We start from the raw sequence: 13,897 nt of genomic DNA, 5'->3' as shown, positions 1-13,897 counted from the left end.
CCCTCCTTCTAATGAGGGCATATGACCGAGACCATCCCGCGTTTGCGCTTAGAGCATGTGTCCAAAGCCTTTCCCGGTGTCCAGGCGGTCAATGACGTCAGTTTGGAGGTGTACGGCGGCGAGATTCTAGCCCTGGTGGGCGAGAACGGGGCGGGCAAATCCACCCTGATGAACCTCATCAACGGGGTGGTGCCGTTGGACTCCGGCAAAATTTACCTGGATGGGCAGCCCGTGACGATAGATTCGCCGCGGCGCGCACTGGAACTGGGGATCACCATGATCCACCAGGAACTGGCGCTCATTCCTCAATTGACCGTTGGTCAGAACATCTTCCTGGGGCGGGAGCCGCGGCGGTGGCGCTTCTGGATTGATTGGAAGCGGCTGTATGCTCAGGCACAAGCCGAATTGGATCGGCTGGGGATCGAGGTGCCGGTGCAAGCGCGGGTGGCGGATTTGAGCATTGCGCAGCGTCAGTTGGTGGAGATTGCCAAGGCGCTTTCGTACCATGCGCGCCTGATCGCGCTGGATGAACCGACCAGCGCGCTGACCGAACGTGAGACGGAGACCCTTTTCCGGCTGGTGCGGGCGTTGCGCGATCAGGGGGTGGCGCTGATTTACATTTCGCACCGCTTAGAGGAGGTGTTTGAACTGGCCGACCGCATCGCGGTGATGCGGGATGGGCAGTTGGTGGCGGTAGGGCCAGTGCAGGCCTTCACGCCGGCCGAGGTAGTGCGCCTGATGGTTGGGCGCGAGCTCACCGAGTTCTTTCCTAAGGTGCCTACCCAGCGCGGGGAGCCGGTCTTGCGCGCGGTGAACCTGCGCGCCGGCCGGGAGGTGCAGGGGGTCAGCCTGGAGTTATACCGCGGGGAGATTGTGGGCTTGGCCGGCCTGGTCGGGGCCGGGCGTACCAATCTGGCCCGCCTGCTTTTCGGAGCCGATCGGCCCGAAGCGGGCGAGATTTGGATGGATGGGCAACGGGTGGAAATCCGTTCGCCACGGGATGCCATTCGTCTGGGCATTGGGCTGGTGCCCGAGGATCGCAAGTCGCAAGGGCTTTTCCTGGGGCAGAGCGTGCGCTTCAATGCGGGTGCGGGGCTGCTGGAACGCCTCTCGCGGTTGGGTTTCATTGATTTTCGGCGCATCAACCAGGTGGTTAAGACCATTATTGAGCGTTTGCGGGTGCGCACGCCCAGCCTGAACCAGCGCGTGCGCAATCTCTCGGGGGGCAATCAGCAGAAGGTGGTCATCTCGCGCTGGTTGACTCTCAACCCCAAGGTGCTGATCTTGGACGAACCTACGCGGGGGGTCGATGTGGGGGCTAAGGCCGAGATTCACGCGCTGATGAGCGAACTAGCGGCCCAGGGCATGGCTATCTTGATGATTTCCTCGGAATTGCCGGAAATTCTAGGGGTTAGTGACCGCATCCTGGTGATGCGTGAAGGGCGCCTTGTGGCCGAGTTCAGTCGCGAAGAAGCCACTCAAGACCTGATTATGCAGGCGGCAACGGGCCAACTAGAGCGGAGGGTAGCCGCATGAACCGATCATCCAACCACGCGCCTCAATGGGGTGAGTTCCTGCGCCGCAACAGCACTTACGTGATTCTACTGGCCATTGTTCTGGGTTTTGCCGTGCTTGCACCGGAATTTCTGACGGTGAACAATTTGCTCACCGTGGCGTTGCAGTCCACCCTGGTGGCGCTGGCCGCCATCGGGATGACGCTGGCTATCATCACCGGTGGGATTGATCTCTCGGTGGGCTCGGTGGCGGCGCTGAGCGGCGCATTGGCCGCGGGGTTGGCCACACGGGGTGGTCTGGGCACCTACCCGGGTTTGTTGATCGGCCTGATGGCCGGGGCCGGCATCGGGCTACTCAACGCAGCGATGATCGTCTGGGGACGTATCCCGCCTTTCGTGGCCACTTTGGCAAGTATGGCTATTGCGCGTGGTTTGACCCTAGTCTATACCCAAGGGCGCCCGATTGCGGGGCTGGACCGTGCGTTCACCTTTTGGGGCAGTGAGAGCCTATTGGGGGTGCCAATGCCGGTGTGGGTGTTGCTGGTGGTGGCGGTTTTGGTGCACTTGCTGCTTTCGCAAACGGCGCTGGGCTTGCACATCTACGCCATTGGCGGGGGGGAGGAGACCACCCGCTTGGCAGGGGTGAACGTGGGCGTGGTCAAGTTTTGCGTGTACGTCATCAGCGGCGCCACGGCGGCTTTGAGCGGGCTAATTCTGACGGCGCGGCTGTGGTCGGCGCAGCCCAATATCGGCGTGGGGCTGGAATTGGATGCTATTGCGGCGGCGGTGCTAGGTGGCAGCAGCCTAGCGGGCGGTGTGGGAGGTATCCCGGGCACATTGGCCGGCGCTTTTATCATCGGCGTCCTCTCCAACGGCCTCAACTTGCTGGAAGTCCCGTCTTATAATCAGCAGGTCATCAAGGGGTTAGTGTTCATCCTGGCTGTCATGTTAGATTATTTCATCAAGCAACGACGGGCGGTCAGGAGCGGGCGGGTGCCATCGACGGGCTAGCCCGATGACCGGTCGCTTCCTCTTTGTTAGGGGGCAAACGGGGATTGGATGAATTTCTCGCGTTGAGCGGGCGTGGAGTATAATAATAAACACATATCACCTGCCTTGGCGCATGTGCCAGGAGTGGGGTTAAGGGTGTGCCGTGGCGACATCTGGGCAGGATGGAAAGGCTTGAGAGGAGGCCGGTATGTATCACAAAATCATTATTGTAGGCAATCTGGGGCGCGACCCTGAGATGCGTTACGCTCCCAACGGACAACCCGTGACCAGTTTTTCGGTGGCGACCAGCCGCCGCTATACCGCCGGGGATGGACAGGCGGTGGATGAGACGATTTGGTTCCGGATCAGCGTGTGGGGAAAACAAGCCGAGTTGTGCAATCAGTATCTGAGCAAGGGACGGCGTGTCCTGGTAGAAGGGACGCTGATCCCAGATGCGTCTACCGGCAGCCCGCGTATCTTCCAGCGCCGCGATGGGACAGCGGGCGCTGCGTTTGAGGTGCGTGCGACCACGGTGCGTTTCCTGGATCGTAAGGGAGAGACAGCCGAAGGCGTGATCCCCGACATTGAAACGGTTGAGGGGCTGAGCGACGAGGAGAGCATTCCCTTCTAAATGGCGGCGGTCATGAATTTAGAGGATTTCAGCGCGTTTGCGCGCCAGGTGCATGCTGCCCTGGATGCGCTGAACCAGGCCCGTGAAGGCGCCCTGACCCAGGCGCGCCAGTTGACCCGCGCCTCGGCCTACGCCATCCGCGCCATTCACCGTGGGGAGGCCGCGCAAGCGGATGCCTTCCTGGCGCAGGCGCGCGATCTGGCGGAGCAGTTGCAGGGCCTGGCCCAGACCTACCCTCAAATCTTCTACGCTGGTTACACCCAGGATGCGCTAAAGGAATATGCCGAGGCCACGCTCACCGTGGCCATTATCCAAAATCGCCCGTTGCCCACGCCGGAGGCGATGCACCTGGACTACGCCGTCTATCTCAATGGGTTGGCCGAGGTCGTGGGCGAACTGCGGCGGCGCTGTCTGGATATCCTGCGCCAGGGCTACTCGGCAGAGGCCGAGCGTCTGCTAGGCTGGATGGATGAGATCTACAACCTACTGGTTACCCTGGATTACCCAGACGCCTTGACCAACAACCTGCGCCGTCAGACCGACTTGGTGCGGGGCATCGTGGAACGCACCCGCGGCGATCTGACCCTGAGCCTGCGCGAGGAGCGCTTACAGCAGGCTCTTAACCGCCTGGCCCAGCAACTGCCAGAAACCAGCGATGAGCCCGCGCCCGATTCGCGCCTCTGACCTAGTCACATATGTTTATTGCCGCCGGGCCTGGTGGTATCGCTTGCAGGGGTATGCATCCTCGAACACCAGCCACATGCAGGCAGGTGAGGTCTTTCATGCAGCGCATGGGTGGCGGGTCTTTCGGGCGCGCTTGCTCCAAATGCTGGGCTGGGGGGTGCTCTTGGTGGCGTTGCTTGCCTTGGTCGCGTTGGCGGTTTTTTACTGGCTTGGATGAGCGTGTTGTTGGGGCTAGTGCTCCTTTTGTTTGTGGTGGGTTTAGTGTTGCTCTGGCAGGGGCAACGCGAACAACGCCGTGCTGGCCTGCCGTTGGGGCGCCTGCTCTACACCGACCTGCATCCGCTACAACCCACTGAACGGGCCTTCTTCGACGTGCACACCGGGCTGACCGGCAAGCCGGATTACGTGGTACAGCAGGGTGAGGTACTCATCCCAGTCGAGGTGAAAGCCCGCGAAGCCCCACTCCAACCCTACCTGGGGCACGTCTATCAAGTGCTGGCGTATTGCCTCTTGATCGAGAGTCAGACCGGCCGCCGCCCGCCTTATGGCATTTTGCGTTACCGCAACCGCACGTTTGCCATTGATTACACGCCACAGGCCGAGCAAACTTTGCGCGCACTGCTTGCCGAGATGCAGGCGATTGCGCCAGGACGGGCGCCTGCGCGTTCGCATGAGGAAGCGGCGCGTTGTGCGCGGTGCGGGTACCGCGCTCATTGCGATCAGCGCCTTTGAGCGAGAGAGGGTAAAGGGCGGGCTGGTATAATATAAAACAGATGTCCACCTCACGTCCTCTTCCACAGCGTTTTGCGATTGGTTATCACCCAACTATGGCCGTAGCCCCACCAGTGGCCGAGGCCATCCGCCAGTTCCTGGAGCGCCAGGGTTATTCAGAGGTGCTCAGCGCTCCCTTGCCCAATCTGCGCCACCAGCTTCAGCCCGGACAGGTGGACGTGTTGATTGCCCTGGGTGGGGATGGGACGATGTTGCGGGCAGGCCACCTGTGCGCCCCCCTGCACATCCCGGTGTTGGGCATTAACCTGGGACGTTTCGGCTTTCTGATGGAGGTGCGTCAGGAGGAGTGGCCGCGCCGTCTGCCGTTGTTGCTGAGTGGCCAGTATTGGTTGGAGGAGCGCATGATGCTGTGGGCTACCCACCTACGCGGGGAGCACAAACTGGGCGAATGGAGTGTGCTCAATGAGGTGGTGGTGTGCCGTGGGCAGATTGTGCGACCGGTGCGCCTAAAAGCGGCGGTGGATGGCTACCCTTTGAGCACCTATATCGCCGATGGGCTGATTGTGGCGACCCCGACCGGCTCCACGGCCTACGCTCTGGCGGTGGGGGGGCCGATCATGCCGCCGGAGTTGCGCAGTATCCTCATCGTAGCCGTAGCACCGCACCTGTCCATGGATCGGGCGGTCATCCTCCCGGAGGAAGCCGTGGTCACCGTGACTGTGCAATCCAGCCACCAAGCGGTGATGAGCGTGGATGGCCAGGCACCAGTGGCGCTGGAGAACGACGATGTGGTGCGGGTGGAAGCCAACCACAACACGGTTAAGTTTGTACGCTTCCAGGATCGCGGTTATTTCTACCGCAATCTAAACGCTTATATGGAACTCAACCCCGCTGCGATGGATAACGAGTCATGAGCCAGACCTCCCCCGATGTCCTTTACTGCGTCAATCATCCTGACCGCGAGACGTTATTGCGCTGCAATCGCTGCGAGCGGCCGATCTGTCCCGAATGTGCCGTACTCACCCCGACCGGCTACCGCTGCAAGGACTGCGTGCGCAATCAGCAGAAAGTCTTTGATACTGCCCAGTGGTTCGACTATCCCTTGGCGATTGTCATCGCGGGCGTACTGAGTTTCCTGGGTAGCCTGATCACCAGCCTGCTGGGTTTTTTCACCCTCTTTGTGGCGCCGATAGCGGGGGCGGTCATCGCTGAGGCGGTGCGCTGGGCCACCCGGCGGCGCCGTTCGCGCTGGCTTTATCGCGCGGCGACGCTGGCGGCGGTGATCGGCGGGGTGGTGCTGATTCTAGCCCAGGTGGCGGGCTTCCTTTTTGGCCTGAATGGCCTCTCGATCTGGCCACTGGTGTGGCAAGGCGCTTATGTGGCCCTGGTCGGTAGCACAGTTTTCTACCGTTTGACCGGGATTAAGATTTAGCCAACAGGTTGGGATGCTTCGCGAATTGCGCATTGAGAATTTTGCCATTATCGAGCACCTGGAACTCACCCTGGAGCCGGGCTTGACTGTGTTTACCGGCGAGACCGGCGCGGGAAAATCCATTCTGCTGGATGCGCTGGCGACCGTGCTGGGCGGCCCTGCGGACGTGACCCTGATTCGTAGCGGCGCCGAGCGTGCGCTGATTGAAGCCACCTTCGAGGTGGTGGATTCGGTGCGCGAGCCATTGATGGCCCTGCTGGAGGCCGAAGATCTGCTGGATGAGGATCGTGAGCGGGTGGTGCTGGCGCGAGAATTGCGCCAGGGCGGGCGCAGCGTGGCGCGTGTCAATGGGCGTAGCGTCAGCCTCGGCCTGCTGCGGGAAATTGGGCGCTTACTGGTGGATATTCATGGTCAATCGGAGCATCTTTCGTTGCTGGATGTGCGCCAGCACCTGGCGTTGCTGGATCGCTACGCCGGGAATGGTCCCTGGGTGGAGGCTTACCGTCAGGCCTATCGCGAATGGCGTCACCTGGAACGCGAATTGCAGCGCCTGCACGAGGCTGAGCGCGATGCCGCTCAGCGCGTGGATTTGCTCACCTTCCAGATTCGCGAGATTGAGGCGGCGGCGCTCCAGCCCGGCGAGGAGGAGGATCTGCGTCAGGAACGCAATCGCCTGGCCAACGCCGAGAACCTGGCCAGCCAAGTGCAGCAGGCCCTGGCGTTGCTGGACGAGGGGGCTGGCGAGACGCCCGCGCTGACCGACTTGCTGGGCCAGGTGGCGCAGGCGCTGCATGTGATTGCGCGGCTGGATCCAAGTCAGCAGGGGCTGAGCGAGCAGGCCGAAAGCGTGCTGGCGAGCGTGGAAGAGATGGCGCGTGATTTGCGCCGTTATCAAGAGCAAATCGAATACAACCCGCGCCGCCTGGAGAAGGTGGAAGAGCGCCTGGATCTCATCCAGCGCCTCAAACGCAAGTACGGCGGAAGTATTGAGGCGATCCTGGCCTATGCTGAGAAGGCGCGCCAGGAACTGGATACCATTACCCACGCCACCGAGCGCATCGCCGAACTGGAAGCTCAGCGCGAGGCGCTCCAGCACCAGTTGCGCGAGCGCGGACTGGCACTTTCGGTGCGGCGTCAGCAGGCGGCGGCAGGCCTGAGTCGAGCGGTGGAAGCCGAACTGACCGATTTGAGCATGCAGGGCGCGCGTTTTGAAGTGGCGATCACACAGGTGGAAGATCCGCAGGGATTGCCGCTAGAGGACGGGCGTGCTGTGCGCTTTGATGAGCGTGGTTTGGATCAGGTAGAGTTTCTCATCGCCCCCAATCCAGGTGAGGGGCTCAAGCCCCTGGTCAAGATCGCCTCAGGTGGGGAGACTTCGCGTCTGATGCTGGCGCTGAAGCGCGTTTTGACTCAGGCAGATGTCATCCCGACCCTAATCTTCGACGAGATTGATCAGGGCATTGGCGGCCGGGTGGGCAGTGTGGTGGGTGAGAAGTTGTGGTTGTTGGCGCGCCAGCATCAGGTCTTATGCGTGACGCATCTGCCACAATTGGCGGCTTACGGTGACTATCACTACGGGGTGCGCAAGCAAGTGCAAGGCGGGCGCACCACGACGCGCGTGCAGGCGTTGGAAGGCGAACCGCGCATTCTGGAACTGGCGCAGATGCTGGGCGGACAGAGCACCGCCCATTTGAATGCGGCCCGTGAGACACTAGAACGCGCCCAACAGCGGGCGCGGGCTTTGGCGGTTTCACCAGCCGGGGGCGGTGTGGGCGGGGAAGGATAAAAGTTGGGGTTTCAGATGGCACATGAGATCCTCCCGCCTTTACGCATTCTGCTCTTAGGCCCACCTCAAATCGAGTATGGGGGGCACCCGTTGAGGATTCAGCGCCGTTTGCTGCGCACCCTGCTCTTTTATCTGGCGACGCAGACCGAGCCGGTAGGGCGGCAAACCCTGCTGGATCTCTTCTGGCCGGATGAGGGTGAGGAAGATGGCCGTCGTCACTTACGTGAGACGCTGAGCAAACTGCGCACGGCCCTGCCCCTGCCGACCCTGCTGCATACCACGCAGGACTTAGTATGGCTTGACCGCGTTCAGGTGTATGTGGACGTGCGTGAGTTCCAGATGCTGATGCATCAAGCGCGCATTTATCTCAAATTACCTCTAAAGGCCCCATTGCCTGAGGCGGTGTACCAGCGTCTGTGCAAGGGAGTCAATCTTTGGCGTGGGCATCGTTTTCTCGCGGGCGCAGATTTACCTTCCACTGAGGCGTTCGATACATGGCTGTCCTTGACCTCGGCCACCCTAGAAAATGCCCTGATGACAGCATTGGAGGTGTTGGCCGAGCACGCCGCGCTCAGTGGCGATCTGGATGAAGCCATTCAGTGGGCGCGGCGGGTGTTGCAAATAGATGAATCGTACTGGCGCCTGCGGGCGCGCATGATCGGTTGGTTGTGCGATTTGGGGCAATATGCCGCAGCCCAAGAAGAGTGTGAGCGGGTACAACGTGACCTGGCTGCCGAGGGGATCAACGAGGTGCCGGGGGAGTTTCAATCCCTGTGTCAACGGTTGCATCAGGCGCTCCAGCAGCCTCGCCCACCCGAGCCTGCGCCTTGGTTCAGCCTGCGCACCCTGCATGTGCCTTTTGTGGGGCGAGATGAGGTGATGGACACGCTGCGTACGCTGGCGCTCCAGGGCGGCGTGGCGGTGCTGTGGGGCGAAGCGGGCAGTGGTAAAAGCCGCCTGATGTTTGAACTCTACCAGTCCTTGCAGCCTGCACCGCGCCTGGTGTTAGCCAGTGCATCGGCGCATGAGAAAGATATCCCTTATCACCCTCTAGGGTCAGCCTTGCAAGAAGCGGTTCTGACCGAGGAATGGCAGAGTCTGCCGCCGCATTGGCTGCAAATTCTGTTCCCGCTTCTGCCTGAATTGGCTGTTTATATTCCCCCCGGCGCGCCATCACTGCCAGAGACCCGCGAGGTGCACCTCGCGGCGGCGGTGGAGCAGGTTATGCGCCACCTGAGCCAGCGGGGGCATGTGCTTGTCTTCCTGGACGATGCGCAGTGGTGCGACGCGGCGACCCTGAACGTGCTAGCCCATCTGATCAATCAGCGCTTTTTTACCCGCGGTAATTTGCTGGTCATTGCCGCTCGTCCTGAAGAGCCCAACGCAGCGCTACAGACCTTCCTGACCACTTCACCGATCTCCTGGCTGGTGAAGCCGATCACGTTAGGGCCGCTTTCTACCGAGGCAGTGGCCCAAATGACTCGTTATGCGCTGGGACAGCCTGCGCCTGCGGCGTGGGTGACCGCCCTGGAACGGGCAACTGGCGGCAACCCCCTCTTTATTCTGGAGACCTTGCGTGCTTTGTTGGAAGCCCACCCGGATCTCGATCCGGAAAACCTGCCGCGCACGTTTCCGGTGGCCCAAAGTGTCCGCGCCCTGGCCAACGAACGCCTGCACTTGCTACGGCCTCAAACGCGCCAGATCCTGCTGGCAGCAGCCGTTCTAGGCGAGACCTTTCGTTTAGATGTTCTCCAGGCTATGCTGCAAGAACCAACCGAGGTCATCGTTGACGCGCTGGAAGAGATGGAGCGCGCTTTTCTGGTGCGTCCGAGTGAGCACATTCGTGGCGCGTATTTTTTCCAGCATCCGCTGATCCGCGAGGTGTTGCTGTTGGAGTCGAGTGAGGCGCGCTTGCAGTTCTTGCATCTGCGGGCAGCGCGGGCGCTGGAGCAATGCGGGTATGGGGCCGCGGAGGCGGCGGCTATTGCCAGCCATTTTGAAGCTGGAGGGGAAGAAGCCCAGGCGATCCATTACTGGGTTGAGGCAGCCTACCAGGCGGCGTTGAGAGGGCACGGCGACGAAGCCGGGGAGGCCTTTACGCGGGCCGAGACGTTACTCCTGCACCTGGAGCGCCCCCTACCCCCTGAGTTGCTTCACCGCCTGTATAGCGGGTGGGCGGAGGTAGCGTTCAATCGCTATGACCTGGAGACCTGTCAACGTTGTTATGCGGCTCTGTTGAGCCACGGGGAGCAACGCTATGAGGCCTGGCTGATCGGGAGCGGGTTGAGTGGCCTGGGGCGGGTGGCCACGGTGCGAATGCAGGCGCGCCAGGCGATGAATTACCTGGAACAGGCGCTGCCTTACTTGGAAAAGAGCGGCCATCTGGAAGAGCAGATGGAAGCGCTCAACCGCAAGGCAGCGGCCCTGCTTTTACTTAATCGCTTTTATGATGCCGTGCTGATCTACCAACGTGTGCTGGAAATGGGACAGGCGGTGGAGACGCTGAGCGGTCAGCGGGCGCTGGGAAACGCACGGTATCAACTGGCCAAGGCGTATTACATTCTGGGCTGGCCAGAACGGGCTGGTGTCTTTGCCGAGCAAGCCCTCTCGCAGAGCCGTGCGCTGGACGCGCTGGGCTTCCGCGGACGAGCAATGCTGGCGCTGGCGCTATCTCGTCTGGAGATGGGTGAGTTTGCGGCGGCGTTGGAGGCCTGCCAGCAAGGTTTGCAAGAGGCGGAGCGCTGGGGCAATGCAGCCCTGGCCACCCGTTTGTGGCTGTGCCGCGCTCAGGTCGGTTTGAGGGTGGGGCTCATTCAATCCGCATGGGAAGCCTTAGAACGTGCCCGTGCTCAGGTTACCACGCTGAGCAAGCGCAATCCGGTACTCTCCGAGGTTCATACCACCCAGGGTGATCTGTGGCTGGCGCTGGGGGATTACGCCGCGGCCTTGACCGAATATCGCGCCGGCCTAGAAGTCGCTCAGGACTTGCATTCCTCAACCGAGGCCCTTTATCGTCTGGGATGGGCGCTGGTGCTCAGTGGGCAATCTCAGGGTGGCTTGAATTTCCTCCGTCGTGCTATCGAACTAAGCCGCACTACCGAGATGACCCATGTGGCCCTAGCGGCGGAGATGGCCTTGGCGGAAGCCCACTACGTTTTGAGCAACCTGGAAGAGGCCCAGCACGTCGCCCACCGGGCCGCGGATGAAGCCGCCCAGCGCAAAATGCAGCCCTTGCTGTTGCGCTATCATGCCTTACAAGCCTACATTGCTCAACGCCAGCAAGTGCGAGATCTGGTGCTCCGTCATGCCCGTTTGCTCATTGAGCACGCCCGATCTCTCCAGTCCTTTCTTTTTGAAGCCATCGGGATCGGCCTGGCGTTGCAAGCGGTTGACGGCGCCGAGACAGATGAAGTTTTCCACCAACGCCTGGAAGCCCTGCGCCAACAACTGCTCCATGACATCACGGCCGACCACCTGCGCGTGCGCTTTGAACAGCGCCTTCACCAGTGGCTGAATCACGCCGCATAGGGCTATTTTGTCCACGTTTTGGCAACGTCAATCTTGTAAACTTATTTTAAACAAGGACGTTGCCAAGCGGGCAGAGGCACGAGGGACCCTCTGCAAGAAGGGCTGAAAGTGAAAACAAGCGGAGCACTTTCAGCCCTTTAACCTTTAAAGTTAAGCCGCGTCGCTACGCAGGCGGGCGAGAGTTACGCCGTCGCCGCCCTCACCCTCCAAACCGCGTTCCCAGGCGGCCACATAGGGGTTCTGCCCCAGCGCCTGGCGGATCGCTTGGCGCAGGCGGCCAGTGCCCTTGCCGTGAATGATGCGCACAAGCGGTAGACCGGCCAGATAAGCGGCTTCCAGGTGACGCTCCAGGGCAATCAGCGCGTCTTCGGCGCGCTGCCCGCGCAGATCAAGTTCCAGGCCTGGCGAGGGGGCAATTAGGCTTGGGCTGGGAGTGGTGGGGGCGGGGGCGAGTTTGCGACGACGCGGGGTAGGGGCGGCCGCCGCAAGGGGGGGTGGCTGCCCCTGGCCAGCGCGTTGGATATCGTGTTGGGCAACGCGCAGGCGCAGATTGCCTAGTTGCACTTCTACTTCCTCTTCGTCTTGGGCCACTACGGTGCCTTCCAGCCCCAGCGAGCGGATGCGCACCCGCTCGCCGATGGCCGGGCGCTCAGGCGGGGTGACCGGGGCGATGGCGGGGCTAAGGGCCTTTTCAACGCGTTCCTGCAGGGTGCCGGTGGCCTCGGCAGCGCGTTTGATCTCTTCGAGGGGCAGGCGGGCGCGGGCCAATTCCCGACGTAAGCGCTCAATCTCATCGCGCAGGGCAGCCAGTTCGGCCTCGGCCTGTTCGGTGGCCTGGCGCAGAATGGCCTGACGCTCCTCCTCAATTTGCTCCAGGCGGCGCGCCAGTTCCTGGCGCAGGGCCTCGGCTTCGGCGCGGGCCTGCTCGGCCTCGGCGCGGGCCTGGCGGGCCAGATCGCGCTGCCGGTGGATCTCTTCCAGCAGGTCTTCGGCGCGCAGGTCAGAGGGGCTGAGCATCGCGCGGGCGGCGGCTATGATCTCAGGCGGTAGCCCCAGGCGCTCGGCGATGGCCAGCGCGTTGCTGCGCCCAGGTAACCCCAGGGTGAGGTGGTATGTGGGTTGCAGGGTTTCCACGTCGAATTCCACACTGGCATTGACCACCCCAGGGGTGGTGTGGGCAAAGGCCTTCAGTTCGGGGTAATGGGTTGCGACCAGGCAGGTGACCGGCAGGGCTACCAAATGCGCCAAGATCGCCCGCGCTAGTGCCGAACCTTCCTGAGGATCGGTGCCGGCGCCCAGTTCATCCAGCAGCACGAGGGCCCGCGGCGTGGCGTGCTTGAGGATGCGCACGATGTTGGTCACATGCCCGGAGAAGGTGGAGAGGGATTGTTCAATGGACTGCTCATCGCCAATATCGGCGAAGACATCGTCAAAGAGGCTTAGGGTTGAGCCGGATTGGGCCGGGATGTGCAGCCCGGCCTGGGCCATCAGCGCCAGCAGGCCCACTGTTTTGAGTGAGACGGTCTTGCCGCCTGTGTTGGGGCCCGTAATGACCACGGCAAAGGTTTTTTCGTCCAACGCCACGTCAATCGGCACCACGCGGGCAGGATCGAGCAGGGGATGGCGGGCGCGGTAGAGACGCAAGGTGCTGCCGGGGTGGGTGGGCCGGGTGGGGTTGAAGGACACCAGCACCGGCTCTGCGGCGCGCAGGTCTTCGGCGTACTTGGCGGCCATCAGCGCCAGATCGAATTCGGCCAGGGCTACCACCAAGGTGGTGATGACCGCGGCGTGCTCGCCCACCTGGGCCGAGAGAGCGGCCAGGATGCGGCGCTCTTCGTCGCGCGCAGCCAGTTGCAACTCGTGCCAGGCGTTGTTCAAATCCACCACGGCGAGGGGCTCAACGAAGAGGGTCGCGCCAGAGGCTGACTGGTCGTGGATGATGCCGCGCAAGTGCCCTTTGGCCTCGGCCTTGAGCGGGAGGACATAGCGGTCGTTGCGCAGGGTAATCAGGCTCTCTTGTAGCCAAGGGGCTACTTTGGGGTCGTTCATAATGGTATTGAGGCGCGCCAGTAAGCGCTCGTGGGCCACCTTGATCTCGGCGCGCAGGGCCGCCAGGCGCGGAGAGGCGCTATCCAGCACCTCGCCACGCTCAGAGATGGCGCGGGAGATGGCTTCAATCAGGCCAGGGGGCGGGGGCAGGCGAGCGGCTAGGTCTGCCAGGTGGGGAAATTCTGCAGTGTGGCGTTCGAAGAAACGCGCCAGGTCACGTGCGGCTTCCAGCGTGGTCTTGATTTCCAGCAATTCGCTGCCCAGCAGCACCCCAGCGCGAGCGGCACGCTCCACCGGGGGACGCACGTCTCGGGCGCCGCCTACGCCGATCTCAGCGTAGCGGTTGAGCAGGTGGCGGGCTTCGGTGGTACGGGCCTGGCGCCGCATGACCTCGTCAAAATCGGTGCTAGGACGCAGGGCGCGTGCCAGTTCGGCTGAGGCGCTGAAGGCCGCGTAGCCTGCTAGGCGTTCCAGGATTTTGGGGAATTCCAATGTGTGGAGCGACTTCTCATCCATAGCAGGATGATTTTACCCCTTTTTATGTTGCCTAG

11 protein-coding genes are annotated in these 13,897 nt (G+C 62.1%); 10 read left to right on the top strand and 1 reads right to left on the bottom strand.

Annotated elements, in window-relative coordinates; all coding sequences use genetic code 11:
• Positions 1 to 21: 21 nt before the first annotated feature.
• From Q0721_RS11300 to Q0721_RS11255, 10 genes are all read left to right on the top strand, one after another.
• The gene (locus tag Q0721_RS11300; RefSeq protein ID WP_299029930.1) at positions 22 to 1,536 is read left to right on the top strand and encodes a sugar ABC transporter ATP-binding protein; all 1,515 of its coding nucleotides are present in this window, start codon (positions 22 to 24) and stop codon (positions 1,534 to 1,536) included.
• Complete coding sequence (locus Q0721_RS11295) at positions 1,533 to 2,525, top strand: ABC transporter permease (RefSeq protein ID WP_299029927.1); 993 nt, start codon at positions 1,533 to 1,535, stop codon at positions 2,523 to 2,525. The genes Q0721_RS11300 and Q0721_RS11295 overlap by 4 nt, the downstream gene beginning before the upstream one ends.
• A 187-nt stretch (positions 2,526 to 2,712) precedes the next feature.
• On the top strand, positions 2,713 to 3,135 hold the full coding sequence (gene ssb / locus Q0721_RS11290; RefSeq protein ID WP_299029925.1) for a single-stranded DNA-binding protein: 423 nt from the start codon (positions 2,713 to 2,715) through the stop codon (positions 3,133 to 3,135).
• 12 nt (positions 3,136 to 3,147) lie between these two features.
• Positions 3,148 to 3,819, top strand: coding sequence for a haloacid dehalogenase (locus Q0721_RS11285; RefSeq protein ID WP_299029924.1), 672 nt, complete (start codon positions 3,148 to 3,150; stop codon positions 3,817 to 3,819).
• Complete coding sequence (locus Q0721_RS11280; protein ID WP_299029921.1) at positions 3,791 to 4,036, top strand: hypothetical protein; 246 nt, start codon at positions 3,791 to 3,793, stop codon at positions 4,034 to 4,036. The genes Q0721_RS11285 and Q0721_RS11280 overlap by 29 nt, the downstream gene beginning before the upstream one ends.
• Positions 4,033 to 4,551 carry a Dna2/Cas4 domain-containing protein gene (locus Q0721_RS11275; RefSeq protein WP_299029918.1) on the top strand — a complete coding sequence of 173 codons (519 nt, stop codon included), beginning with the start codon at positions 4,033 to 4,035 and terminating at the stop codon, positions 4,549 to 4,551. The genes Q0721_RS11280 and Q0721_RS11275 overlap by 4 nt, the downstream gene beginning before the upstream one ends.
• Positions 4,552 to 4,592: 41 nt before the next feature.
• On the top strand, positions 4,593 to 5,465 hold the full coding sequence (locus Q0721_RS11270; RefSeq protein ID WP_299029915.1) for an NAD(+)/NADH kinase: 873 nt from the start codon (positions 4,593 to 4,595) through the stop codon (positions 5,463 to 5,465).
• Positions 5,462 to 5,983 (top strand): B-box zinc finger protein, encoded by a 522-nt coding sequence (locus Q0721_RS11265; RefSeq protein WP_299029912.1) that lies wholly within the window; start codon positions 5,462 to 5,464, stop codon positions 5,981 to 5,983. Before Q0721_RS11270 ends, Q0721_RS11265 begins: the two co-directional genes overlap by 4 nt.
• Positions 5,984 to 5,996: 13 nt before the next feature.
• Positions 5,997 to 7,769 (top strand): DNA repair protein RecN, encoded by a 1,773-nt coding sequence (gene recN, locus Q0721_RS11260; RefSeq protein WP_299029909.1) that lies wholly within the window; start codon positions 5,997 to 5,999, stop codon positions 7,767 to 7,769.
• Positions 7,770 to 7,784: 15 nt separating this feature from the next.
• Positions 7,785 to 11,297 (top strand): AAA family ATPase, encoded by a 3,513-nt coding sequence (locus Q0721_RS11255; RefSeq protein WP_299029906.1) that lies wholly within the window; start codon positions 7,785 to 7,787, stop codon positions 11,295 to 11,297.
• Between the two features lie 150 nt (positions 11,298 to 11,447).
• Here Q0721_RS11255 and Q0721_RS11250 read toward each other — a convergent pair whose 3' ends face one another.
• The gene (locus Q0721_RS11250) at positions 11,448 to 13,862 is read right to left on the bottom strand and encodes an endonuclease MutS2 (RefSeq protein WP_299029903.1); all 2,415 of its coding nucleotides are present in this window, start codon (positions 13,860 to 13,862) and stop codon (positions 11,448 to 11,450) included.
• Between the last annotated feature and the right edge of the window lie 35 nt (positions 13,863 to 13,897).

The sequence above is a fragment of the uncultured Thermanaerothrix sp. genome (genome assembly GCF_938028735.1).
Classification (GTDB): Bacteria; Chloroflexota; Anaerolineae; order Anaerolineales; family Anaerolineaceae; genus Thermanaerothrix.
This window is presented reverse-complemented; position numbering and strand designations above follow the sequence as displayed.